The sequence below is a fragment of the Streptomyces doebereineriae genome, from assembly GCF_031845645.1.
Taxonomy (GTDB): domain Bacteria; phylum Actinomycetota; class Actinomycetes; order Streptomycetales; family Streptomycetaceae; genus Streptomyces; species Streptomyces canus.
In genome coordinates this window covers 1-23,170 of record NZ_JAVREZ010000018.1, presented here as the reverse complement: position 1 = coordinate 23,170, position 23,170 = coordinate 1, and the positions used below count along the sequence as shown (strand labels likewise).

Sequence of the window (23,170 nt, the reverse complement as noted above, 5' to 3'; positions counted from 1 at the left end):
CGGTGATGGGGCCGCAGGGCAGGCCGGCTGTGGCGAGGAGGGCGAACCATTCGTCGGCGCTGCGCTGCTTGAGTTTGTCTCTCAGATAGGGCGTAGCTGCTCCCGGTCGCGGGTGCGGTTCAAGTCAGGCTGCTGCGATGGCGTCGCGGTGGCGCTGCTCGGCTGCGGGGAAGAGGTCGAAGGCGCGGTGGCCGAGTGCATCGACTTCTCGCGGCGTGAGGACGTGGGAGTTCCGGAGCGCGTCGATGTTGCGCTTCATGTTGTTCTCGTTCGAGCAGGGGACTCCGGCGTCGGCGCCGTAGACGAGATTGTCGCGGGGCACCATCGTGACTGCTGCGGCGAGGTTGGCGTCTGTGCCGGACGCGGCGGTGTCGAGGTAGAGCTTCGCCAGGTCGGTGCGGATGTCATCGGCAGTCAGGCCCAGTGGGTTGAATACGTACTCCTCCGCACCGAGCAGTCCGAGGCGACCGGAGAGCGCGGGCAGGGCGCCGCCGCAGTGGGCGAGGACGACCGTGAGGCGGGGGTACCGGCGGAAGAATCCGGTGTAGAGGAGGTCCACGACGGTCCGGGTGGTCTCGAAGGGCAATTCGACCAGGACAGAGGTTTGCCGGAACGGAGGCGGCACGGCGCTCGGATGGATGAACAGGGCGGCCGAGCGCCGGTCGAGCTCCTCCCACACCGGCGCCAGACGCGGGTCTCCGAGCGGGACACCTGACCGACGGGTGGTCAGCAGGTAGCCGTCGGGGTGTGTTTCCGTGTCGCCGCGCGCGATCTCGGCCAGAGCCGCGTCCGGGTCGTCGGTGGGTAGGCCGGCGAGCAGGCCGAAGCGGCCAGGGTGGTCGGCGACGAGCTGGGCGCCGTAGTCGTTCCAGGCGCGCAGCTGCGGCAGTGGGGAATCGACGGGTACCGGGCTGAGCATCTGCACGGCGACGCCCAGGCGATCCATCGTGGCGAGCATCGTCTCAGGTCGCCAGTGGTAAGGCTCGGGCGCCAGGAGGTGCGCATCCCTCAGCTGTCGCCACTGGGTCTCACGCTCCTCCGCCGTGGTCGGTGGGGTGAAATGCGCATGTATGTCCACCCAACCGTTGACCTTGTCCATGATGCGTTCTCCCTCGAATCTAGTTGCACTCAAGTGCAACTAACTCGATGGTTGCACGGAAGTGCAACAATGTCCAGATGAGGCAGACGGAGGGCGAGAAGCAGGACGGGAGGACGCGCAATGCCCAGGCCAACCGGGAGCGCGTCTACGCGGCAGCGATCAAGGTGTTCGCTTCGCGCGGCTACGACGCCGCCACAATGGACGAGATCGCGGCAGAAGCCGGGGTGTCACGGCGGACCGCGTTCAATCACTTCCCTGCGAAGTCCGACATCGCCACTGAGTGGGCAGTGCGAGGCGGGGAATCGGCCTTCGCCCTGGTGCGCGACGTCGACCGCATCACCTCTGCCGCTGACCGAGTCCGGGCCTATTTCCATGAGCTGGCCCTCACGGCGGAGCGAAACTGGGACGAGACCCGGCAGATGACAACCGGACTGCTGCGCGGATACGGCGTATCACCCCACCGCTCGCAGCTCTCCGCGGAACTGCGTGATTGGCTGCGTGACTGCCTGCAAGAGCGGCCGGACAACACACCGACACCCTCTGCCGATCCCGCCCTGGCCGTGGACGTGCTCTACGACGTCTTCCAGGGCGCAGTCATGCGATGGCTGCCCCAAGAGGCTGCGCCGCACGGGATGTTCACGGCCGAGGTGGACGCCGCGATCGCGCTCGTGCTGGCCGGATTCGCGAGTGACGCCGACCACGCATAGACAGATGTCTTGCGAGCCGGGAGACCGCTAGGGGGCCCCTCCTCAGGACCGACGGGAACCGAAGAGTTCTCCCTAAGGCCGCATTCCGGCCAGCCCCGTCCGGTGGGGAGTGAACCCGAGGCCCGTCCGCCACATCAGGCCCACCTGTCTGCCCACACCGCTTCCACGGGATCGATATGGAAGAAGGCCCGCCGGCCTTCTTCGGTCCGGCGCGGCTCGCCCTCGGCTGACGACTTCGCGCGATTCCACCTCGGCTGACGGCTGACGGCTGACGGCGCCGTCGCGGTCGGCGGAGGAGTTCCCGGTCCCATTTACTACTGAGCTCCTCGTCGTGATGACAGGCGCCGGTGCTGCCGGGCTCGCCGCGCTCTTGGCTCTCAGATCTGCAACGCAGCCTTTCGTACCTGAAAGCCCCCCTCCCGGCCCGCCCACTGAGCCTCCCTGGCGGGTCGTCGAACTTGAGCGGTGTGCCTTTCGTGTGCACTGACTGGCAGTCACGGCATTTGATGGGTAGGACTGTTGGTGGGCCATGGGCGCAGGACGCCCGTGGTCCTGGGTGATCATTTCTGTTCTCTACGCAGAATGATCGTTTGGGAGCCACGGGCTTGGTCAACGATGCGACGTTGCTGCTGGACTTCGACGGGTGTCCGTCATGCGGGTCGAGCGGTGCGGGGAGGGTGGGCGCCGGGTCCACCTGGCCACGGCGGATGCCTCGGCCTGGGCCTGCCAGGCTTGCGCGGACTTCGCCTCCCGGGTGAAGGGCTGGATGACCACCCGGCCACATGATCTGCCCTACGCGGAGAGCGGGCTGGAGTTCGTCTTGCACAAGCGCTCTGGTGGTGCAGTGAGACGGCCTGTCCACGATGGTCGTTCACCGAGCTGATCGAGCAGATACCGGCTGGGGCCCGGATCACCGGGCGGCTGCGGGCTGCGTCCGGGCGGCGCATGAGGGACGCCGGCTCTCCAGCCGCCCGCCGAATCGGCGCCCGGAACGACGCTCGAAATCGGTCGGCGGATCGGGCTGGGAGAACCTGGTGCCGGATGGTGGAACGGACCGGCGGCGGAAGCGCGGGGCCTCCCTACTGTCTCCGGCATGAGAGAGGTGCTCGTCGACATCACCGATCGGATCATGACGATCGTCATCAACCGCCCCGAGGCCCGCAATGCCGTCACCATGGCCGTCTCGGTGGCTTGTGCCGAGGCGCTCGACGAACTCGACGCCCGCGACGACCTCGCCGTCGGAGTCATCACCGGCGCCGACGGGAACTTCTGCGCCGGTATGGACCTCAAGGGATTTCTGCGCGGCGAGCGCCCGTCGCTGCCGGGCCGCGGCTTCGCGGGCCTGACCAGACGCCCGCCGGCCAAGCCGCTGATCGCGGCCGTGGAGGGCTACGCCCTGGCCGGGGGCTGCGAGGTCGTCCTCGCCTGCGACATGGTGACCGCGGGCCGAGGGGCGAAGCTCGGTATCCCCGAGGTCAAACGTGGACTCATCGCCGCAGCAGGCGGCCTCTTCCGGCTGCCACAGAAGATCCCGGCCAACGTCGCCATGCAGCTCGCGCTCACCGGGGATCTCCTCGACGCGGAGCGCGCCCACCAGCTCGGGCTGGTCAACGTCCTCACCGAGGACGGCGGAGCCCTCGACGCCGCCCACGAGCTGGCGAGCAAGGTCGCCGCCAACGGCCCACTCGCCACCCTCGCGTCCAAGCGGGTCATCACCGAGTCCCGTGGCTGGCCCGCCGACGATCTCTGGGGCCGTCAGGCAAAGATCGTCGAGCCGGTCTTCGCCTCGGAGGACGCCAAGGAGGGCGCCCGGGCCTTCGCCGAGAAGCGCGTGCCCGAGTGGCAGGGCCGGTGAGCTGGGCCGAGTCGGGCCCCTGCCCGGTCGCCGACGGCGTCTTCCGCCTGCCTCTGCCGATCCCGGACCCCGCACTGCGGGCCACCAATGTCTACGTCGTCGAGGACGCCGACGGCGTCGTGCTCATCGACGGTGGCTAGGCGGACCCGGTGTGCCACCGAGCGCTGGTCGACGGACTGGCAGCCATCGGCCATTGCCTCGCGGACATCAGCGCCGTCCATGTCACCCACTCCCACCTCGACCACTACTACCTCGCCATTCAGCTGCGGCACGAGCTCGGCCTCAGCGTCACCCTGGGCAGAGGAGAGGAGGATTCCCTCGCGGTCGCGGCCGCTCCCGCACATCACACCATCCGTCAGGTTCGAGTCCCTGCCCGAGGAGCTCCCGCTCGGGAGCTATCTGCACTCCCTCCAGCAGCTCCTCGCCCAGCCCGACGCGACGCTGCTGCCCGCGCACGGCGAGGTCCTGGCCAGCACACAAGGCCGCGTCAAGGAGCTGCTCCGTCACCACGACGAGCGGCTGGAGCGCACCCTGAACGCCGTGCGCGCCGGCGCCCGCACGGGCCGCGAGGTCGCCTCGACGCTGCCCTGGACCCGCCGGAAGCTGCACCTCGACGACCTCGACATCGTCCACCGCGGCCTGGCCGTGATCGAGATCGGCTCCCACCTCGACGTCCTCGTCGACCGCGGCGCCCTCAGTGCGGTCGACGAGGACGGCGGCGTTCGCCACTATTCCCACTCCTGATCCCGTCCCGTCCAGAAAGGCATCGCGGTGACGAGCCAGCACCATGACACCCTCCTCCTCGACGGCTGGGTGTCCCCGGCCATCCCGTCACGTCGCATCGAGGTCGTCTCGCCGGTGACGGAACGGATTATCGGCAGCGTCCCCGAGGCCACCGAAACCGATGTGGACCGGGCTGTCGCGGCCGCCCGTCGTGCGGTGGACGCACCCGGCGGTTGGGCCAGCCTGCTCCCCGAGCTACGGGCCGCGGCGCTGGAGCGTCTGGCCGACTCGCTGACGACCTCGAAGCCCTGGAATCCTGCCAGCAGGGCTTCCGGAGCGGCGGCGTCGAGTGGAGCGACATCTCCCGTGGCATGGGCCGACGCGCCCGCCACGACGACGAGGAGCAGATCCGCTGGCATGGGCCGACGCGCCCGCCACGACGACGAGGAGCAGATCCGCGCCTTCTGGCGCGAGTGGCAGTGGCGCATGAACGGAGTCAAGCCATGCCCCTCACCCTGGACGAGACCGGGCTGGCGGCGCTCACCCGCAGCGACGTGGAGGACCTCCTCTACCGCGAGGCCGAGCTGAGGCTCTCAGCCGAGCGCATCGCCGCCGGTGCGACCGTCGTAGGCCGCAAGATCGGACTCACCTCCGCGGCCGTCCAGCAGCAGCTCGGCGTCGACCAGCCCGACTTCGGGATCCTCTACGACGACATGGCCTACTCCGGCGGCGACACCGTGCCGTACGACTCGGTGCTCCAGCCGCGCGTCGAGGCCGAGGTCGCGTTCGTGCTCAAGGACGACCTTGCCGACGGCCCGCTCGACGCCGAGCAGGTCAGAGCCGCGATCGACTACGCCGTGCCGGCGCTGGAGATCTGCGGCAGCCGGGTCGCGAACTGGGACATCAGCTTCGGTGACACCGTCGCCGACAACGCCTCCGCCGGCGCGTACGTCCTCGGTCCGCTCCGCAGGACCCTCGCCGAGGCCGAGCCCAAGGAGGTGGGCATGGAGATGACGATCGACGGCGAGGTCGTCTCCACCGGCTCGGGCGAGGCCTGCCTGGGCGATCCGATCAACGCCGTTGTCTGGCTCGCGCGGCAGGCCCGCGAGTTCGGTGAGCCGCTGAGAGCCGGCCAGGTCGTGCTGTCCGGGGCCCTCGGCCCCATGTGCCCGGTCGAGCCAGGTGCCACCGTCACCGCCACCCTCACCGGGCTGGGCAGGGTCTGCGTTCACTTCGGCAAGTGAAGTCCACCAAGCAGTCGAGCGAGAGCGAGAAGATGAGCAAGAGCGGGAAGGCGAAGGTCGCCATCATCGGGTCGGGCAACATCGGCACCGACCTGATGATCAAGGTGATGCGCACCAGTGGGCGCCTGGAGATGGGTGCCATGGTCGGCATCGACCCCGAGTCGGACGGGCTCGCGCGGGCGAAGCGGTTCGGTTTCGCCACGACCCCCGAAGGTGTCGACGGCCTCATCGACCTGCCGGAGTTCGACGAGATGGACATCGTCTTCGACGCGACGTCGGCCAAGGCGCACGAGCACAACGCGCGCAGGCTCCAGCCGTTCGGCAAGCGCCTCATCGACCTGACGCCGGCGGCCATCGGGCCCTATGTCATCCCCGCGGTCAACCTCGATGCGCACCTCGACGCCCCGAACGTGAACATGGTGACCTGCGGCGGCCAGGCGACGATCCCGGTCGTCGCGGCCATCAGCCGCGTCGTCCCGGTGCCCTACGCCGAGATCGTCGCCTCGATCGCCTCCAAGAGCGCCGGCCCCGGCACCCGGGCCAACATCGACGAGTTCACCGAGACCACCTCGGCCGCCATCGTCCAGGTAGGCGGCGCCCAGCGAGGCAAGGCGATCATCGTCCTCAACCCCGCCGAGCCGCCGCTCATCATGCGCGACACCGTCTTCGCCCTGGTGAACACCCCCGACATGGCGGTGCATGAGGAGATCCTGCGCTCGGTGGAGAAGATGGTCGCCGACGTGGCCGTCTACGTCCCGGGCTACCGGCTCAAGCAGCAGGTCCAGATCACCCGGATCCCGCGGAGCGGCCGACCCATCAGGTGTCGGTGTTCCTCGAGGTCGAGGGCGCCGCGCACTACCTCCCGGCGTACGCCGGGAACCTCGACATCATGACCTCCGCCGGTATCCAGGTCGCGCTACGCATCGCCGCCGCCAAGGAGGCCAAGTGAGCACCACGCGGATATTCATCCAGACGTCACTCTGCGCGACGGCATGCACGCCGTGCGCCACCGGATCACCCCCGAGGCCGTCAAGCGCATCGTCGTCGCCCTGGACGAGGCCGGAGTCGACGCCATCGAGGTCGCCCACGGCGACGGCCTCGCCGGCGGGTCGGTGAACTACGGGCCCGGCTCCCACACCGACTGGGAGTGGATCGAGGCGGCCGCATCCGTGCTCCGGAACGCCCGGCTCACCACGCTGCTGCTGCCCGGCGTCGGCACCATCCGCGAGGTGAAGCAGGCGTGGGACCTGGGTGTGCGCTCCGTGCGAGTCGCCACGCACTGCACCGAGGCCGACATCTCCGCCCAGCACATCGCCGCAGCGCGCGAGATGGGCATGGACGTCTCCGGCTTCCTGATGCTCTCCCACATGGCGCCGCCGAAGGAACTCGCGCAGCAGGCCAAGCTCATGGAGTCATACGGCGCCCACTGCGTCTACGTCACCGACTCCGGCGGCCGGCTGACCATGAACGACGTCGCCGCCCGAGTGTGCGCCTACCGTGACGTCCTCGACCCGGCCACCGAGATCGGCATCCACGCCCACGAGAACCTCTCGCTCTCGGTCGCCAACTCGGTCGTCGCGGTCGAGAACGGCGTCCACCGCGTCGACGCCTCCCTGGCCGGCCATGGTGCCGGTGCGGGCAACTGCCCGATCGAGGCGTTCGTCGCGGTCGCCAACCTGTCGGACTTCAATCACGGGTGCGACCTGTTCAAGCTGCAGGACGCCGCCGACAACATCGTCCGCCCGCTCCAGGACCGCCCAGTGCGCGTGGACCGCGAGACCCTAACCCTCGGCTACGCCGGCGTCTACTCGTCGTTCCTGCGGCACGCGGAGAACGCTGCGGCGCGATACGGCGTCGACGTCCGCGACATCCTCATGGAATGCGGCCGACGGCGGCTCGTCGGCGGCCAGGAGGACATGATCATCGACATCGCGCTCAACCTCGCCGCCGAGGGGGCCGCCACACTCACTGGAGCAAGGCCCTCGACCCGTGGGAGCGGGCGCGTGAACGAACGGAGCGGATGAGCGCATGGATGAGCTGTCGGGAAAGATCGCCTTCATCACGGGATCGGCTGGTGGGATCGGACTGGGAATTGCCCGCGCGTGTGCGCAGGCGGGCATGCGGATCGTGCTCTCGGACATTGACGAACGCGAGCTGGGGGATTCTGCAGCGCAGTTGACGGATGCCGGCGCTGACGTTCTTGCGGTTCCGCTCGATGTCACGGACCGAGAGGGGTGGGCCCGTGCGGCCGGCCGGGTGTCCGAGGAGATGGGCCCGGTGCAGCTGCTGGTGAACAACGCCGGTGCGAGCACCTTCGGCATGCGCTTCGAGGAAATAGGCCCCGCGGTGTGGGATCGCATGATCGGCATCAATCTGACCGGCGTCTACAACGGGGTGCATACCTTCCTTGACGCCATGCGGGCGGCGGGCGGCGGCCATATCGTCACCACCTCCTCGATGGGAGGGCTGGTCGGTATGGCGGCGCTGGCGCCGTACTGCGCAACCAAGTTTGCCGTCGTGGGGCTCTCCGAGGTGCTGCGTGCCGAGCTCGCCGAGGAGCAGATCGGTGTCAGCGTTCTGTGCCCCGGCGGTGTCCGGTCGCGGCTGTGGCGCACCTCGCGCCCCGTGCGGGGGTTGCCGGACTCCGACACCCCGCCGTCGGATGTGAGCGGGCAGTCGGCGAATCCTGCCGGAATGGATCCCTTTGAGGTGGGCCTGCGCGTGCTGGAGGCGGTCGTCGCCGACGAGCCGTACATCCTGACCCACCCCGAGTTCAGGGATGCCGTCACTGAGCGGCACGAGCGGCTGCTGCACGGATTCGACCGCGCGGAAGCCTTCACGAAGTGATCGGGGTTCCGTGCGTCCTTGAGCTGACCACGCCGGGCACTGTCGCGCGCGATTGCCGCACGGCGCCCGGTTCAACCTGGAATTTGCCGATAGGTGACGGCCCGGTCATCGGCTGCTCCGGTCGGGCGTGGGCAGGGGCGATCCGGAAGGGCTAAGGTCCGCAGGATCAACTGGGTGGCTGAGGCAACTACTTGTCGGCGGCCCTGTGTTGGAGGATGCCCGCGCGTCCGGGTCGGCTGCCCGCGCGGCGCGATCGTCGGGTGGATCGGGCGGTACGAGATCGGGAGGATGGACATGGCGAACACAGTGGCGGAGATATCGGGCGGGGGAGCCGCCGAGGTACCGTCGTTTCCGATGCCCAGGGCGGACGGCTGCCCGTTCGACCCTCCGCCTGAGCTGCGGCGGCTGCAGGACCAGGCGCCGCTGAGCCGGGTACGGCTGTGGGACGGCAGTACCCCGTGGCTGGTCACCCGGTTCAACGATCTGCGGGACCTGCTGGCGGACCCGCGGGTCAGCGCGGACAGCCGCCGCGCGGGGTTCCCGCACATATCCGAGAGCATTCGCGACACCCGGGACAAGACCAGGACCTTCCTCACCATGGACGGCGAGGAGCACTCCCGGATACGTCGCATGGTGACCGGCTCCTTCACCGCTCGGCGGATGGAGGCCATGCGCCCGACGATCCAGAAGATCACCGACCGCCTGATCGACGACATGCTGGCTGGTCCGTGTCCGACGGATCTGGTCCAGACCCTGGCTCTGGCGCTGCCGTCGATCGCCATCAGCGAACTGCTCGGCGTCCCGTACGCCGACCACGATTTCTTCCAAAGCAACACGGCCGCCCTGACCGAGCGGGGCCTGGCACCCGAGAAGATGCTTGAAGCCCAGCGCCGGATGGTCGAATACCTGGAGCAGCTGGTCGGCGACAAGCTACTCCACCCTGGCGACGACATGCTGTCCAGGCTGGCGTCCGAGCAGGTCGCCACCGGCGCCATCACCCGCCAGGAACTTGCCTCCATGGGCTTCCTGCTGCTGATCGCCGGGCACGAGACCACAGCCAACATGATCACGCTCGGCACGCTGGCGCTGCTCGAACACCCCTACCAGCTCGCCGAGTTGCGGGCCACCGAGGGTCCGAAGCTGGTGGCCGGGGCGGTCGAGGAACTGCTGCGGTACCTGCACATCGTCCACTCCGGGCGGCGGCGCATCGCCCTTGAGGACATCGACATCGCGGGCCAGACGATCGGCGCGGGCGAGGGCATCGTGTTGGCCAATGACATCGGCAACCGGGACCCCGAGTTCTTCCCCGAACCCGACCGGCTGGACATCCACCGTGACGCCCGACGGCACCAGGCGTTCGGCTTCGGCCCGCACCAGTGTCTGGGCCAGCCGCTGGCCCGCCTGGAACTGCAGGTCGTCTACGGCACCCTCTACCGCCGGATCCCCACCCTGCGCCTGGCCATCGGCCTGGACGAGGTGCAGTTCAAGCGGGACGGGCTGATCTACGGCGTCTACGAGTTGCCGGTTGAGTGGTGACTCCGTCGTGACGGCCGGTTCCGGCAGCAGTGAGACGGCGACAAAGGAGCGAGGAAGACACATGCGGATAGCGGTCGACCAGGACAAGTGCGTGGGGTCAGGGCAGTGCGTGCTGGCCGTTGAGGAGGTCTTCGACCAGCGCGAGGAGGACGGCATCGTCGTACTGCTGGACGCCCAACCGTCCGACGAACTGGTACCAGACGTCCAACAGGCCGCCTTCGTCTGCCCGGGCCGGGCCATCACGGTGTCGCCGTAGCAGGCACGACGCCATCGATCGCCCACCACCAAGGCCTCCCCGCGGCGTGCGTTCTGCCTCGGGGGGTCTGCGGTGGCACTTGCGCGTTACATGGCCAGCAGCGCGGCGAGGCTGCGGACTTGGCCGGTGCCGGCCAGCCCGCACACGGCGTCGATCACGGCCTGGGCCCTGGCATCGCTTATGACGCCGCCGGTGTTGTCGCGGAACTTGGCGGTGACGTCCGCCCTGGTCGCCGGGCGGGCCGGGTGGCCGGTGAAGCCCGCCTGGTAGCGCTCGAACGAACGCCCGTCGTGCAGCGTGATCTCGACCCGGGAACTGAGAAACGAGTCCCCCGCGGGAATGGCGATGGCGTACGGCTGCACCAGGTCCGCCGCCGCCAGAATCTCCGGATCGTTCCATCGCCGGGGATCCATGTAGTCCTGGGGGGCGTTGCGGCCGGTGACGAGCTGCAGGGCGGTGCTGAAGGCCAGTGAGAACTGTGCGGAGATCGCGTCGGTGGGGCGGGTGATGTGGGCGCCGTGTCCGACGACGACATCCGCCAGGCCGACCCGGATCGTGGTGACGGTGCGCCAGTCCTCGATGCCGTGCTCGGCGCGCAACTGTTTGACCAGGTCAAGGGGGGCGTGGATGGTGCCCACCGTCGGATAGAAGCGGAAGACGGTGTCCAGGATGTGCCAGCGGTCCCAGCCGCGCTCCAGCGGGGCGGTGTCGGCGGTGCCGGCGAACATGGCGAAGATCCCACGATCACCTTCGAGGATCGCGGCCGGACCGGTCAGGCCCGCCTGGGCCAGCAGCGCCGCCTCGGTGCCCGAGCGGGACGCCACTCCCGCGTGCAGGCGCTTGACCTCACCGCCCGAGCGGTCGTATTCCATGGTCCCGCCCGCGTCACTGGCCGCGATGCCGAAAGCGTGGGCCAACTGCTCCGCGTCCAGGTCCAGCACCTTTCCTGCCGCGGCGGCGGCGCCGAATACACCCATGACCTTGGAACCGTGCCACCCGGTGCGGAGCATGCCCTGGCTGGCCACCGCCCCCAGCAGACACATCACCTGCACCCCGGCGACGACCGCGACCAGCAGGTCCCGGCCCGACGCGCCATCGCGCTCAGTCAGGGCAAGCGCGGCGGGAACCACAGCCGAGGAAGTGTGCCAGGCCAGCTCGTGGGCGTCGTCGAACTCACACGCCGAGCCGAGCGTTCCGTTCACCCACGCCGCTTGGGCGGGCGAGGTGCGCCGCTCCGCACCGGTGACGGTGGACTGATCAGGTCCGGGCGCCAGCTCGGACAAGCGCCGCACCGGCTGCACATTGGGCAGGGTCGCACCGCGTATCTGCAGCCCCAACTGGTCGAGTATCAGCATCTGCGTCCGATCAACTACATCCTCGGGCAAGTCCTCGAACCGCAGGTCGGTGACCCAACGGGCCAACCGCTGCGAGACCGTCGCGGCGCCGGCCTGGGCGGTGTGAGTGGTCATGACGGATCCTCAGCCTCGACGCGTGCCTTCCTCGGCGCCGAGCGTAGCCGTCGGCGCAGCCGCCCCGAACGGGGCCGGTGCGGCGGCCACCGCGTCTGGGGCCTCCATCCTGCCGGGAACACCAACGAGGGCCACGTGATCGCGGAGAGCCGTCCGCCGCTGCGGTCAGGTCGCTGTGCAGGCGCCGGTGCCGCCGAGGCGGAGCATGGCGGCGTAGACCTGGCTGGGGGTCATGGGCGGTTCCGGCAGCGGGTGGGCCCGCTCGGCACGGAATCGAGCATGAGGTAGAGGTGCCGCCACCAGACGTTCGGTGCGATGCCGTGGGTGGCCTCAACGCCCCCCGCGCGGCCCCCATCAACGTCCGCGCCGCCGGCAACAAGGGCGGCATCCGCCTCTCGCGCGCCAACGCCGCCGCCTCTTCCTCCAGCAAGCCGCCGACACCACTCGCATCGGCCAGCCCCCTTCATCACCGACAAGGAGATGATGTCCCGCCCCCGACGTGCCGGATTGCCCCGGCTTCTCAGACGGACATGGCGGATCCTCAGTGAGTCGGCTGACGAAGGGCTCGCGTACGCGAGACACACGGCGGGCGCAATTGCGGCCGCCGGTAGCATGCGCCTCGTACCGCACGATCGACTTTCCCGCCGCCTTGTCGGCGGCATGCACAGGAGAGGCTGAACCTTGAACGTACTCGCCGAGATCGTCGCCGGGGTCCGCGAGGATCTTCAAGAGCGCATGGGCAAGGTGCCCCTCGACGAGCTCAAGGAACTCGCCGCCCTCGCGCCTCAGGCGAAGGACGGCGTGGCCGCCCTGCGCGGCGACTGCGTCCGCGTGATCTGCGAGGTCAAGCGGTCCAGCCCGGCCAAGGGCGCGCTCGCCGCGATCGCCGACCCGGCCGCGCTGGCCTCCCAGTACGCGGCCGGCGGCGCAGCAGCGATCTCGGTCCTGACCGAACAGCGCCGCTTCAAAGGCTTCCTGTCCGACCTTGCGGCCGTCCGCGCCGCCGTAGACACACCACTGCTGCGCAAGGACTTCATCGTCACCGCCTACCAACTGTGGGAGGCTCGCGCCCACGGCGCCGACCTGGCCCTGTTGATCGTGGCCTCCCTGGACCAACCAACCCTGGTCGCGCTGATCGAGCAGGCCCACGCCATCGGCCTGACCCCGCTCGTCGAGGTACACGACCAGCAGGAGGCAGCCCGCGCCGTCGACGCCGGTGCCCGCGTCATCGGAGTCAACGCCCGCGACCTGAAGACCCTTCACGTCGACCGGGACACCTTCACCCGAGTGGTCCCCGCGATCCCGGATCACATCGTGAAGGTCGCGGCCTCCGCGGTACGCGGCCCGCGGGACCTCATCGCCTACGCCGACCACGGCGCGGACGCGGTCCTCGTGGGCGAGGCCCTGGTCACCGGCCCCCACCCCCAGGCCGTCGTCGCGGACCTGGTGGCCGCCGGCATTCGCCACTGACGCCCAGCCCACTCCAGCGTCCAGCCTCCGTACAGGCGACGACCACGACATCCTGCGCGACCGGCTCGATATCCGATGGCAAGACCCGACTGGTCAGTGAAGTCGATCCCCCACGATCGCTTTGGAGATGTCGAGGGCGAGGCGTGGGGTGACGGGCAGTGCGTCGCCTTGGCGCTCAGGTCTTCAGGGGTAGGCTCACGTGCGCGTGTCCTCACCGGATCCGGCCGGCTTCGCGCCGCCCGCTGTTCGCGTCGTTGTCACGGACGGGGCAGGACGATGGTTCACGGCGGCTTCTGCACGGTCGGCCCGGTCGGCGTAGTCAACCGTTTCCGCAGGTGCCAGTGCTCATCAAGTCGCGGATTCTGCAGATTCAATGTGAATGCGGACCTGCCGCAGGAGTGCGTCGGCCCGTCCCTCGACCTCGGCGGCATCCTTGGCCGGCTTGTCCGCCGGTGACTCGCTCGACAGTGGCCAGTGCGCTGACAGGTGTGGTGTCCCGGTCGATCTGACCGACGCGCTCGGACTGGCGCGGCAAGAGGCTCTGCCGGGGCGCGCTCCCGGCCCTGGACCGGCCGTCCGAGAGGGATAGGACGGCCGCTTCTCGGGCCGCTTCAGCCTAGTTCGGTCAGTCGCCGTACGGCCGGAGCTGCGAAGGTCTCCATCCACCGCGACGTGGCGCCCAGATGCGGCGAGATGATGACCGTGTCGATGCCGAGCTCGGCGTACGGTTCGATGTCGTGGGTGAAGCCGTCCAGGTTCTCCTCGGTGGCGGCCGCTCCTGAGTACGTGATCGTCCGGCGGATGGAGTTGTAGTCGCGGTCTGCCTCGTCGCAGTGGCCGCGCAGTACGTCGAGCTTGTGTGCGACGTCTTCGAGTGAGGTGGCGAACAGATTGCAGGCGTCGCCGTACCGGGCGACGAGCCGCAGTGTCTTCTTCTCCCCACCGCCGCCGATCATGATCTCCGGGTGCGGGCTGCTGACCGGCGGCGGCACGCACAGGGTTTCGGCGAGCTGGTAGTAGCGGCCTTCGAAGGGCCCGTTGTCGTCCGGGTCCCACATCTGCAGGCAGATCCGCAGGGTCTCCTCCAGCCGTTCGAACCGCTCGGCGAGCGGCGGGTAGGGCACGCCCAGGCCGTGGTGCTCACGGTCGTACCAGGCCGCTCCGATGCCCAGGGTGGCCCGGCCGCCGGAGAGGACGTCGAGCGTGGTGGCGATCTTGGCGAGCAATCCGGGGTGGCGGTACGTCACTCCGGTGACCAGGGCGCCCAGTCGCACCGTGGAGGTGTGGGCGGCCAGATAGGCGAGGGCCGTGTAGGCCTCCAGCATGGGTGCCTCGGCGCCGCCGTTGAACTCCATCTGGAAGTAGTGGTCCATCACCGACAGCCGGTTGACGCCGGCAGCCTCCGCCGCCGCTCCCGCGGCGGCCAGCTCTGCCGCCAAGGCACGACCGCCCTCGGGGTGGTCGAACCGGTTGATGTGCACGCCGACGTGCATGTCCGTCTCCGCTCAGTGTCTTCTCGGGGGTCTGTGAGGCCTTCGGCGGCACTCGGTGCGGTCGCGAGCGGCCGGCGGGGGGTCCTGGGTGTCAAACCGTGCGGCCTTCTCTCCCGCCCGGTGGGCGGTGTTCCCAGAGCGTTTCTCCCTGGAGTTCCAGGACGACGGTGCCGGAGTCGTTTGTGAGGGCGCCCCGGCTGCGGACGACGGCGGTGCCGTCGTGGCGGGGGCGTACCTCCACGATCTCCATCGAGCCGTGCAGCACGTCCCCGGGGTGGACCGGCGCCCGCATGCGCAGGGATGTGATCTCCCGACCGGCGATGACGGCGGCGCGGGAGAAGACCGCGTCCACCAGGAGGCGTTGCAGGACCGCCAGGGTGTGGAAACCGCTGGCGATGATGCCCCCGAAACGGCTTGCGGCCGCCGCGGCCTCATCCGTGTGCAGCGGCAGCGGGTCGAATCGACGGCCGAAATCGAGGATCTCCTCCTTGGAGACCTTGGCGCTGCCCAGGTCGAACACGACTCCGGGGCGAAGGTCCTCGGCGTACAGCCGCACGGCGCTCACCACCGGTCCGACGTCCACGCCGGCCCTCCCGGGCCCTGGCCTTGGCTCAACCGGTGGGTGTGCGTGCCGAGTCGCATGCGGCTCTCCGTTCATCTCATCCTGCGGGGGCGGTCGTCGGCGATGTCTCGTGCTCGCCGGCTACGAGGCGAGGGCGGCGATCTCCGCACTGTCCAGCCAGCCGGCGTGGACACCGAACGGCACCCGCTGCGGCAGATGCAGCCGTGCCAGTTCGGTCATGGTCCGGGCATCGATGACGACGAGTTCGGCGCGGTGGTCATCCATCAGCAGGTCGAGGAGGTAGCCGTCGTCCTCGCTGCTCGCCGTGGGCCTGGGAACGAACAGGGCCTCACCGCCGTACATGTCGCCGTAGTCGAGGTAGCCGATTTCCTTCTCCTCGACGAGGTCGTACTTGAGGACCCCCTTGCCCATATAGCCGTCACCGTGCTCGTCGAGCAGGTAGCAGTAGCGGCTGGTCCGTCCGACGTGGTTCAGATTGAGGCTGGGCCGCTCGTAACCGTGGTCGATCAGCAGCCGGTCGTCGGTGACCTCCCCGGTGTCCAGGTCCAGCACCCAGGTCCTGACCTGGGCGGGCGGTTCCTCAGGGGTGTGGATCGCAACGCTCGACGGATAGGACGGGAAGACTGGGGAGTAGAGCACGATCTCCCGCGAGCCGCGCGGGCCTTGGCGCTCCCAGGCGTTGATGACGTGCCAGACGGTGCCGGCCTGGCCGGTGGTGAACCAGCGCACCTCGGTGTCCGGTCCGAAGTCGCGGGGGAGAACGCCCCACCGCAGCCGGTGGCCGGCATCGTGGCGGAAGACGCTGCCTTCGGGGCCGAGCAGTCCGCCGGGATCCCGGCGGACGGAGATGTCGGCGAACACGAGGTGGTTCTCGGTCAGGAAGAAGTCGTGCAGCCAGCCCATCTCGCCCGTGTCCGGCGTCTGCCGGTGCACGACCTGCTGTGCCGCGAGTTCTCCCTTGTGGAGCAGTCCGGCGATGATCTGTCCGGACGGCTCGACGCTGAGGTTGTACACGTCGCCGTTGTCCGGGTTGATGCGCGGGTGCGCGGAGAACGGGCCTTCCCATTCCCCCGCCCACGTCTCCAGCCGGCCGCGGCCGTCCACGATCAGACGGCCGTCCTCGACGCGCGTGTCGAGAACGAACGCGTAACCCGTTTCCTGAAGGCAGTACAGGCGCCCGTGGTGGTACCGGACCGACGTCGAGCCCGGGGTCCGTTCGAGGGGGCCGAGGGCGGGGATCAAACCTTGGCGGATCTTCTCCTCCGTCAGGGCGATCCGGTCCGCGCCCGGCCTGCCGGAGACCAGGTCGGAGAACTCCGGGTACGACTCCCGGCCGGCCGCACGCTCGGCCTCGAACCGAGGAGTGCGGACGTAGGAATTGGAATACGTGGCACTGCCCGAGGAGATCTGGATCTGGTGGATCATTCCGGCGCCCGAGAAGGCGTGAAGCCGGATACGGCCGTTGTCGAACTGGGAGTTGGTGCCGTTGCGCAGGTACGCGCCGTCCAGGTCGGCAGGCAGTTCACCGCTCACCCGGACCGGAGCGTGGGCCAGTTCCCTGCGCACCGGCCGGTAGCCCGGAACGTTGTACACGCTGTCCCTGTTGTGATTCTCCAGATCCAGCGCGGCGTCGATGCGCCGTTCCTCTTCCTCTATCGCGGAGACGGACGAGACGGTCATGGATCACTCCTTGCTGCCGGGCGGGCATGCGAGACCGAGCCCCCTGCGTGCATCGGGCTGTGGAGTACGAGCGGCTGCACCGGTCCGGCGCCGCAAGTGATGTTCAGGGAGGGGACCCTGGACGTCAGTCGAGTTCCGTGACGAACCGGTGGAGCAGGCGGCTGAACGTCTCGACGTCCTCGTCCGGCCACTGGCCGAGCCGCTCCTCGAGCCCCTTGCGCTGGAGCTGCCTGACGCGCGCCAGGCGGGCGCGGCCGGTGTCGGTGAGTTCCAGCAACTTGGTCCTGGGCCGCGACGGATGGGCCACCCGGCGCAGCAGGCCGTCCTCCTCCAACTGGGACAGCTGACGGCTGACCGTGGACTTCTCCAGGCCGTACCGCTCCGCAAGGTCGGAGGCGGTAGGGAGGGGGAAGGTGCGCACGTACGACAGCATCGTGTACGCGACGAAGGGCAAGTCGTCGTACATGTTGTTCGCCCGCACCCGGGAATTGCGGGAGAACAGGATGATCGCCTCGTGGATCGCATCAAGAGCCTCGTCCTGTGCTGTCATGACGTCATCATGGAGTTGTACGAAGCAACTGTCAAGGTTGTATCGTGCAACTCAAAGGATGTGAGACCAGCCAGAAGGCCGTGGACATGAGTGTGCTGCGACTGGATGCTCGGCGGGACGCGTTCGTCTGGGCGTCAGACATCCGATCCAGGCGAGTCGCATGCCCTCACAGTCACGTAGACGCGCCGTCAGAGACAACTCTCCAGGTGGTCCGCGGGGCTGGGGACTCTGGTACGCACGCGGAGAGGGCCACGACCGTGTGGCGTGGCCCTCTCTCGGGGCCCTGCAGGAGAGCGGGGCTTGTTCTGTCGACGTGTGCCGGAGTCTCAGCGGGATCCGCTGCCGCTCAGTCCTTGCCGGTGAGCCGCCAGATCTGGTTCTTCTTGGTGGTCAGGGCGCTCGCCGCGTCGCATGTCCACTGGTGGACGAGGGCTCCGGGTGCCGTGGAGATGGTGCTGACGTCGACGCACTTGCCGCTGTTCACGGCGACGAGCTGGTAGTCGTGGCTGTTGCCGAGCGCGGTCACCGCGTTCAGCTTGAACCGCTGGTTGGTGCCTCCGTGGCAGGTCCACTGCTGGACGGCGGCCCCGTTGGCGGTGGAGTAGGCGGAGATGTCGAGGCACTTGCCGCTGGAGTGGTTGACGACGGTGTAGGTGTCGGTGGTGCCGCTGACGGGGTGGAAGTCGAAGACCTGTTCCTGGCCGGTGCCGCAGGTGTTCTGCTGGTACTGGGTGCCGTCGGCGGTGGACTGGCCGGGGTCTTCGAGGCAGAGCGAGCTGTGCTGGGCGACGGCCGTGGAGGAGAAGCCGGTCGAGGCGCCGATATGCGGGTTCTGCGGGGCGAAGGAGACTTCGTCGAGATGGGGCGCGGAGCTGGAGCGCAGGGCCTTTCCGACGTCGCTGCCGCCGCCGGAGTAGACCAGGCCGATGGTGGTGCCGTCGTAGTTGTAGAGCTGCGAGGCGGTGAACTTGACCGTGTTGGCGCCCTTGGCGAGGGTCACAGGCACGGTGTGGGTGGCGAACTGGTTCCAGTGCAGGGTGCTGGCGAAGTTGACGCGCTTGGCGGAGCCGCCGTTCACGCTGACGTCGGCGTGCTCGACCATGATGTCGGGGTTGCCGTAGTAGGGGGTCAGCATCTCGTTGTTGGCGTAGCGCGCGGTCATGGCGTAGGTGCCGGCCGTGGGTGCGTCGACATTGAGGGTAAGGGAGTTGGCGGTTCCGTTGCCGATGCCGGCGACGACGCCGCCGTTGGCCTGGCTGTAGGTGGTGTCGGCGGCCGCGGTGCCTGTGAGGGTGCCGTTCTCGGCCTGGTAGGTGACGACGTTGCCGGTGGTGACGGCGTCGGTGGCGCTGAACGGGGTGACGGCCACGTCGTCCAGGGCCAGGGTGCCGCTGGTGCCGGTCACCTTGACCTTGTTGATGCCGGAGTTCAGGTAGACCCGGTTGGTGGAGGTGGACCAGGCGGTGGGCGTCGCGCCGGAGAGCGTCTGGTCGTCGGCGGTGAGTCCGTTGACGGTCAGGGTGGCCTGGCCGGTGTTACGGAAGCGGGATGCCAGGTCGGCGTATCCGTCCCGGGCGGAGTAGACCCAGAACGTCGCGGACTTGCCGCTCGTCAGGTTCACCGCACCGGCCCCGGACTGGCCCTGGGAGGTGTAGGTGGCGGTGCCGCTGTCGGACAGAACGGCCTGCTCGGCCTCGTGGAGCGTGGTTCCCTGGACGGCGGCGTCCTTGTACTGCAGGTCGATCTTGTCGATGATGGCGTCGCCGATCGTCGCCGCGCCGTTGTCACCGGTGGTGGCCAGGGTGATGGTGTGGCTGCCCGCGGTGAGGTGCACCGTGGCGTCGTCGTGACCCCACACCACCCACTGGAAGCCCACCGGAATGTCGATCCGGGTCGAGGCGCCGCCGTCGACCCGTGCGTACACGTTCGTCGGGCCCTTGACGCTGCTCGACGTGGTGGAACTGTTGCCGAACACCGACAGGTTGTAGTCACCGGTGGTGGGAACGGAGACGGGGAAGGAGATCACCGTGGTGGAGCCGGTGCGCAGACCGCCGACGTCCTTGGTGCCCGAGGTGGCGAACTTGGCGACGTTGCCGGTGGTGCCCTCGGTGTTGATGTTGTAGCCGCTGCCGCTGAGGGTGGCGTTCTCGGCCTCGTACGACGCCGACCAGGTGCTGTCGGAGGCGGTGGTGCTGCCGGTGCCGCCAGGGGAGACGATCACCTGGTAGGCGGACATCGCGTCGAGGGTGATGGGGAGGGTGATCGAGCCGTCGGAGCCCACGGCGACATCGGCGTCGGAGAGCCGGGTCGGGGTCGCCGCCGCGCCGATGTAGCCGCTGTAGCGGTCCTGGAACACGCTCACGTGCACGGTGCTGCCAAAGACCGAGGAGGGGATGTTCTGGATGACCGTGTTGGAATCACCGCTGGTGCCGCCCCCGGCGAGGATGACACGGGCCTGCTTCTTGGCCGTGTCGAGGCTCGCCAGGCCCTGGAGGGTGTACGCGTCGTTGTTCGCGGCGCCGGTGACCTTGACGGTATTGCCGCTCATGGAGCTGTACCAGTTGTACAGCCACCACTGGGCGTTGGGGATGTTCTGGCCGGCGGCGGAGTCGCCGAGGTGGCCGTTGATGTTCCAGTACGGCAGGTTGCCGTCGACCTTCTCGTCCTCGATGGCCGCGATCCACTGCACCATCTGACCGGGGTCCGTGAGGTGGTACCGGTAGGCGTACTCGTTGAGATTGATCGGCAGCGGTGTGGTGATCCCCGCCGCGGTCTCCAGCGCGCGGTAGTTGTCGACCGTGCTGCGTACGGCCGCCGGACTGCCCAGGGTGTGCCAGGTCACCACGTCGGGCAGGCAGCTGTTGGCCTTGCAGTAGACGAGGAAGCTGTTGAGGGCGGAGCTGGTGTAGCTGGAGTTGTTGGGCCCGGCCAGACGCGCCGCGGGCCAGATGCCCTTGATGAAGTCGTAGGTCTGCTTCCACTCGGCGTTGAACGCGGCCTGCGACCCTCCGTTGGTGCGCAGGCCCGTGAACCAGTTGCCGTCGGGCTCGTTGTACGGCACGAAGACGATCCGGTCCTTGTACGGGCTGGCCATCGCCTGCTCGACCTGGGCCTTCATGTTCGCCTGGTACTCGGCGTAGCTGGCCCGCTCGTACGGCCACCTGCGGTACACGTCCGTCATGTAGATGAAGACGTCCTTGCCGCCGCTGTCCACGAAGGGCTTGGCGACCTCCAGGGCGTCCGAACCGGTGTGCTGCTGTCCGTCCTGGTACTTGGTGTTGGTGGTCTGCAGCCCCATCCCCTCGATGAGGTTGTTCGTCGGTACTTCCGGGGCGGACAGGCCGTACAGCGCCCCGGAGGCACCGCCGCGGAAGGCTCCGGTGCTGGTGCCCAGGTCGACGGTGAGGGTGGGGGTGGCTGCGGAGGCCGGCGTCGCCATCACGGTGGTGGCGCCGGCTATGACGGTCAGCGAGAGCAGCGACTTGGCGATGCCGTGGAGAAGGCGTCCCGTGGTCGAGCGTCTTTGCCCGATTCTTGGCATGTACTCGTGTCCCTTCAGAGTTGGGCGGCTGGTTGGTGCTGCGCCGGCCCCCGTGCCGGACGTCTGGGTGGGATGTCGTTCGCGGGTCAGGCGACGGTGGGGGCGGTTCCGGTGTCCGCGCGGCGAAGGTGGTCGCGGGCCAGCAGCAGATAGCTGCTGGCGGTCCAGGTGTAGGCGCGGTCGCGCAGGCCCTGACCGGTCAGGGCGTCGAAGTTCTCGGCGAATCCGGAGATTTCGCACAGGGTTCGGAAGCGGGCGCTGATCTCGTCCGCGAGGCGTTCGTGCCCGGCGCGGCGCAGGCCGTCCTCGATGAGGACGGTGGCGGGGGCCCAGATCGGGCCGCGCCAGTAGCCGTCGGGCTCGTAGTGAGGGGAGTCGGGGTGTTCGGTCGCCAGGCCGAACGCGGTGAGGTGGGCCTCGATCTGTTCGGCGAGCCGGTCGCGGACTTTGTCGGGCAGGCGGTCGCCGAGCACGATCGGCATCAGGTCGAGCAGGCTGGCGCTGTGGGAGGGGGCTCCGCCGTGGGCCGGGCGGCTCAGGAACCGTGTGCCGTCCCACAGCTCGTCCAGCAGGGCCACCTGGATGGCGTCGGCTGTCTCGGTGCGGCGCCGGGCGTCGTCCGGGAAGCCCAGTTCGCCGGCCAGCCGGGCCAGTTCGTCGAGCTGGAGGATCAGCAGGGCGGAGAGGTCGGCGCTGACGGCCACGTGTCCGGGGTCGAAGGTGGTGGCGTTGTCCCAGCCGCTGTCGTTGCCGTGCTGGTAGTGGGGCAGCACGGCGCCGGGGGCGCGGCGTGCCGTGAGCCAGAAGTCCGTCCAGCGGGTCAGTCTGTCGTACGCCTCGGTCAGTTGCGCCGGAGTGAGCGGCTCGGGGAGCCGTCGGCGCAGGTGGCCGAAGGCCCAGCCGTGGATAGGGGGTTTGACGAAGTTGTAGAGGACCTCGGAGTGGGTGACGGAGTCGGGCAGCGCGCCGCTGTCGTCCTGGTGGTCGAAGTGCAGCGAGAACTGGTCCCAGGAGAGCCCGGGGCAACCGGGGGCCAGGGCAAGGGCGTTGAAGCAGTGGTCCCAGCTCCACACCTTGTCCATCCAGTGCTTGGACATCAGCACGGCCGGCCGGGTGACCAGACCCGTCGGACGCACGGTCGCCGACCACACCACATAGGCAGCGAGTTCGGCGGCCGGGGTGGCGGCCGAACGCCACGGGGCGACCGTGTCGACGAACTCGGCGAACGACTGCCGCGCGGCCTTGATGACCTCGCCGAACGCCGCCGACGAGCGGAAAGGCAGTCGCGCACTGTCGAGTTCCTCGACCGCCACCTCCCACGAGCCGTCGGCCGCGGCGGTGACCGTGAGACCGCGCTCCCCGCCGCCCAGGGACTGGGAACCGGACACGTCGGCAACCGTGCCGGACAGCACGGTGATCCGGTAGCGGCGCCCCGTCTCGTAGGAGGTGAACACATGCGCGTTATCCACCGGGTCGCGGTAGAGGTAGGTCCCGCTGAAGGGGGTCAGGGCTTTCGCCGCCGCGGTGACGCGCAGGCTCAGCCCTACGCCGTGCACGCGAATGGTGTCCGGCGACTCGTAGGCGAGGTCGATGTGCCCGTGCGCGCCGGTCCAGGTGAGCAGGCCCGGTGTCGCCTCGACACGGGTCTCGGCGCGGTCGCCCGTCGCCGCGTCGAGGGGGACGAGGCGCAGGACGGCGTGCATGCCGTTCTGGTGCGAGACGAGGTGGAGGTCCTCGGCGCGCGTCTTCTCCGCGAGCACGGGAGAGATGCCGAACCAACTTCCCTGCGTACTGAAGGGGATGTCGTGGACGGAGAAGGGCGGGCCGGTCGGGGCGGCGGTCATGGTGGCGTGACTCGTTTCTGGAGCAGGGGGGCCAGCAGCCGACCGACAACTGGCCGGTTCGTTGTGGCGGGTGAGGGGCTCAGTCCTTGACGGCGCCGGCGGTCACGCCGGCGGCGACGTAGCGCTGGGCGAGGACGAGGATGACCGCGGCGGGCAGGGAGGCCACGACGGCGGTGGCCATGATGGCGTTCCACTGCTGGTTGTTGTTGCCGATGTAGTGGTAGATGCCCAGGGTGATCGGCTCGTGGGCGCCGCCGCCCGCCAGGGTGCTGG

At 69.0% G+C, this 23,170-nt stretch carries 19 protein-coding genes and 2 pseudogenes; 12 read left to right on the top strand and 9 right to left on the bottom strand.

Going from position 1 to position 23,170, the window contains the following annotated elements:
- Positions 1–124 precede the first annotated feature (124 nt).
- Complete coding sequence (locus tag RNB18_RS38270; RefSeq protein WP_311718700.1) at positions 125–1,099, bottom strand: amidohydrolase family protein; 975 nt, start codon at positions 1,097–1,099, stop codon at positions 125–127.
- A 77-nt stretch (positions 1,100–1,176) separates the two neighbouring features.
- On the opposite strand from RNB18_RS38270, the gene RNB18_RS38265 reads away from it, so the two are divergent.
- From RNB18_RS38265 to RNB18_RS38215, 11 genes and pseudogenes are all read left to right on the top strand, one after another.
- Positions 1,177–1,806 (top strand): TetR/AcrR family transcriptional regulator, encoded by a 630-nt coding sequence (locus RNB18_RS38265; RefSeq protein ID WP_311718699.1) that lies wholly within the window; start codon positions 1,177–1,179, stop codon positions 1,804–1,806.
- A 1,093-nt stretch (positions 1,807–2,899) separates the two neighbouring features.
- Positions 2,900–3,661, top strand: a complete 762-nt coding sequence (locus RNB18_RS38260; protein WP_266520910.1) for a crotonase/enoyl-CoA hydratase family protein — start codon at positions 2,900–2,902, stop codon at positions 3,659–3,661.
- Positions 3,646–3,801 carry a hypothetical protein gene (locus RNB18_RS38255; protein ID WP_311718698.1) on the top strand — a complete coding sequence of 52 codons (156 nt, stop codon included), beginning with the start codon at positions 3,646–3,648 and terminating at the stop codon, positions 3,799–3,801. The genes RNB18_RS38260 and RNB18_RS38255 overlap by 16 nt, the downstream gene beginning before the upstream one ends.
- 79 nt (positions 3,802–3,880) lie before the next feature.
- Positions 3,881–4,405 (top strand): MBL fold metallo-hydrolase, encoded by a 525-nt coding sequence (locus tag RNB18_RS38250; RefSeq protein ID WP_311718697.1) that lies wholly within the window; start codon positions 3,881–3,883, stop codon positions 4,403–4,405.
- A 27-nt stretch (positions 4,406–4,432) separates the two neighbouring features.
- On the top strand, positions 4,433–4,972 hold the full coding sequence (locus RNB18_RS38245) for an aldehyde dehydrogenase family protein (protein WP_311718696.1): 540 nt from the start codon (positions 4,433–4,435) through the stop codon (positions 4,970–4,972).
- Positions 4,888–5,628, top strand: a complete 741-nt coding sequence (locus RNB18_RS38240; protein WP_311718695.1) for a 2-keto-4-pentenoate hydratase — start codon at positions 4,888–4,890, stop codon at positions 5,626–5,628. Before RNB18_RS38245 ends, RNB18_RS38240 begins: the two co-directional genes overlap by 85 nt.
- Before the next feature lie 32 nt (positions 5,629–5,660).
- A pseudogene (locus tag RNB18_RS38235) lies at positions 5,661–6,577 on the top strand (acetaldehyde dehydrogenase (acetylating)).
- A gap of 13 nt (positions 6,578–6,590) precedes the next feature.
- Positions 6,591–7,652: a 4-hydroxy-2-oxovalerate aldolase gene (gene dmpG, locus RNB18_RS38230; protein ID WP_311718856.1), complete on the top strand. Its 1,062-nt coding sequence runs from the start codon at positions 6,591–6,593 to the stop codon at positions 7,650–7,652.
- A 4-nt stretch (positions 7,653–7,656) separates the two neighbouring features.
- Entirely contained in the window at positions 7,657–8,475 is an 819-nt protein-coding gene (locus RNB18_RS38225; protein ID WP_266520895.1) for an SDR family NAD(P)-dependent oxidoreductase, read from the top strand.
- 294 nt (positions 8,476–8,769) lie between these two features.
- A complete protein-coding gene (locus RNB18_RS38220) occupies positions 8,770–10,011 on the top strand; it encodes a cytochrome P450 (protein WP_311718694.1) in 1,242 nt (413 codons plus the stop codon).
- 61 nt (positions 10,012–10,072) lie between these two features.
- A complete protein-coding gene (locus RNB18_RS38215) occupies positions 10,073–10,267 on the top strand; it encodes a ferredoxin (RefSeq protein ID WP_266520891.1) in 195 nt (64 codons plus the stop codon).
- 86 nt (positions 10,268–10,353) lie between these two features.
- Here RNB18_RS38215 and RNB18_RS38210 read toward each other — a convergent pair whose 3' ends face one another.
- Positions 10,354–11,736 (bottom strand): MmgE/PrpD family protein, encoded by a 1,383-nt coding sequence (locus tag RNB18_RS38210; protein WP_311718692.1) that lies wholly within the window; start codon positions 11,734–11,736, stop codon positions 10,354–10,356.
- 681 nt (positions 11,737–12,417) lie between these two features.
- Here RNB18_RS38210 and trpC point away from each other — a divergent pair.
- A complete protein-coding gene (gene trpC / locus RNB18_RS38205) occupies positions 12,418–13,206 on the top strand; it encodes an indole-3-glycerol phosphate synthase TrpC (protein WP_311718691.1) in 789 nt (262 codons plus the stop codon).
- Positions 13,207–13,817: 611 nt separating this feature from the next.
- Here the strand turns inward: trpC and RNB18_RS38200 are convergent.
- From RNB18_RS38200 to RNB18_RS38170, 7 genes and pseudogenes are all read right to left on the bottom strand, one after another.
- Positions 13,818–14,699 (bottom strand): LLM class F420-dependent oxidoreductase, encoded by an 882-nt coding sequence (locus tag RNB18_RS38200; protein ID WP_311718690.1) that lies wholly within the window; start codon positions 14,697–14,699, stop codon positions 13,818–13,820.
- A 91-nt stretch (positions 14,700–14,790) separates the two neighbouring features.
- A complete protein-coding gene (locus RNB18_RS38195; RefSeq protein WP_311718689.1) occupies positions 14,791–15,282 on the bottom strand; it encodes a MaoC/PaaZ C-terminal domain-containing protein in 492 nt (163 codons plus the stop codon).
- Between the two features lie 120 nt (positions 15,283–15,402).
- Positions 15,403–16,962 carry a carotenoid oxygenase family protein gene (locus RNB18_RS38190; RefSeq protein ID WP_266520884.1) on the bottom strand — a complete coding sequence of 520 codons (1,560 nt, stop codon included), beginning with the start codon at positions 16,960–16,962 and terminating at the stop codon, positions 15,403–15,405.
- Positions 16,963–17,086: 124 nt separating this feature from the next.
- Entirely contained in the window at positions 17,087–17,512 is a 426-nt protein-coding gene (locus RNB18_RS38185; RefSeq protein WP_266520882.1) for a MarR family winged helix-turn-helix transcriptional regulator, read from the bottom strand.
- Between the two features lie 346 nt (positions 17,513–17,858).
- A complete protein-coding gene (locus tag RNB18_RS38180; RefSeq protein ID WP_311718688.1) occupies positions 17,859–21,053 on the bottom strand; it encodes an RICIN domain-containing protein in 3,195 nt (1,064 codons plus the stop codon).
- A gap of 86 nt (positions 21,054–21,139) precedes the next feature.
- Positions 21,140–22,897, bottom strand: coding sequence for an amylo-alpha-1,6-glucosidase (locus RNB18_RS38175; RefSeq protein ID WP_311718687.1), 1,758 nt, complete (start codon positions 22,895–22,897; stop codon positions 21,140–21,142).
- 79 nt (positions 22,898–22,976) lie between these two features.
- Positions 22,977–23,170 (bottom strand): annotated as a pseudogene (locus tag RNB18_RS38170) (carbohydrate ABC transporter permease); the annotation flags it as partial.

Excerpts from the sequence above, each read along its gene's own strand:
- RNB18_RS38270 (WP_311718700.1), bottom strand. The coding sequence starts at position 1,099 with ATGGACAAGGTCAACGGTTGGGTGGACATACATGCGCATTTCACCCCA.
- RNB18_RS38265 (WP_311718699.1), top strand. The coding sequence starts at position 1,177 with ATGAGGCAGACGGAGGGCGAGAAGCAGGACGGGAGGACGCGCAATGCC.
- RNB18_RS38260 (WP_266520910.1), top strand. The coding sequence starts at position 2,900 with ATGAGAGAGGTGCTCGTCGACATCACCGATCGGATCATGACGATCGTC.
- RNB18_RS38250 (WP_311718697.1), top strand. The coding sequence starts at position 3,881 with ATGTCACCCACTCCCACCTCGACCACTACTACCTCGCCATTCAGCTGC.
- RNB18_RS38240 (WP_311718695.1), top strand. The coding sequence starts at position 4,888 with ATGCCCCTCACCCTGGACGAGACCGGGCTGGCGGCGCTCACCCGCAGC.
- RNB18_RS38225 (WP_266520895.1), top strand. The coding sequence starts at position 7,657 with ATGGATGAGCTGTCGGGAAAGATCGCCTTCATCACGGGATCGGCTGGT.
- RNB18_RS38220 (WP_311718694.1), top strand. The coding sequence starts at position 8,770 with ATGGCGAACACAGTGGCGGAGATATCGGGCGGGGGAGCCGCCGAGGTA.
- RNB18_RS38215 (WP_266520891.1), top strand. The coding sequence starts at position 10,073 with ATGCGGATAGCGGTCGACCAGGACAAGTGCGTGGGGTCAGGGCAGTGC.
- RNB18_RS38210 (WP_311718692.1), bottom strand. The coding sequence starts at position 11,736 with ATGACCACTCACACCGCCCAGGCCGGCGCCGCGACGGTCTCGCAGCGG.
- RNB18_RS38200 (WP_311718690.1), bottom strand. The coding sequence starts at position 14,699 with ATGCACGTCGGCGTGCACATCAACCGGTTCGACCACCCCGAGGGCGGT.
- RNB18_RS38190 (WP_266520884.1), bottom strand. The coding sequence starts at position 16,962 with ATGACCGTCTCGTCCGTCTCCGCGATAGAGGAAGAGGAACGGCGCATC.
- RNB18_RS38185 (WP_266520882.1), bottom strand. The coding sequence starts at position 17,512 with ATGACAGCACAGGACGAGGCTCTTGATGCGATCCACGAGGCGATCATC.
- RNB18_RS38180 (WP_311718688.1), bottom strand. The coding sequence starts at position 21,053 with ATGCCAAGAATCGGGCAAAGACGCTCGACCACGGGACGCCTTCTCCAC.
- RNB18_RS38175 (WP_311718687.1), bottom strand. The coding sequence starts at position 22,897 with ATGACCGCCGCCCCGACCGGCCCGCCCTTCTCCGTCCACGACATCCCC.